Here is a 458-nt window from a genome sequence, read left to right as displayed (position 1 = left end):
GCCGCCGATGGGGCCGACCCGGCCCGGCCGGCGGCCGTGGCGGCGGCACGCCCGCAGGGCCTGTTCGCCCGGTGGCGGCAGGCGAGACGCGCGGACCGGTGAACGGTTCGCCGGCCGCGGAGGGCCGGCGGGCCGCAGGTCAGCTGGCGATGCCGGAGATGGACTTGGCGACCTGGCTCAGGAAGTCCTGGATCGGCTTGGCGGCCGTGCTCTGGTTGAGCATGAAGCCGAACAGGGCGGCCAGGATGAAGTGCCCGGTCTTGAGCTGCTTCTGGCGGATGAAGATGAAGCAGACGATGCCGAACAGGACCAGCGCGGAGACGGAGAGTGCCACCCGGACTCACTTCCTCGTTTCATAGCGGGGCGCCACCGGCTGACGACCCCTGTGAAGCCGGACCCCGGCCTGTCCGACGGTCCCGAGGCGGAACAGCAGTTCGTCCGGCACGTCGAAGCCGGAG

1 protein-coding gene is annotated in these 458 nt (G+C 71.2%); it reads right to left on the bottom strand.

Going from position 1 to position 458, the window contains the following annotated elements; genetic code table 11:
- Positions 1–139: 139 nt before the first annotated feature.
- Positions 140–334, bottom strand: coding sequence for a hypothetical protein (locus tag VR45_RS24440; protein WP_030397386.1), 195 nt, complete (start codon positions 332–334; stop codon positions 140–142).
- Positions 335–458 lie beyond the last annotated feature (124 nt).

It is taken from the genome of Streptomyces sp. NRRL S-495 (genome assembly GCF_000966955.1).
Taxonomy (GTDB): Bacteria; Actinomycetota; Actinomycetes; order Streptomycetales; family Streptomycetaceae; genus Kitasatospora; species Kitasatospora purpeofusca.
Note: the sequence above shows the minus strand (reverse complement) of the source record. Positions and strands in the feature narration are given on the sequence as shown.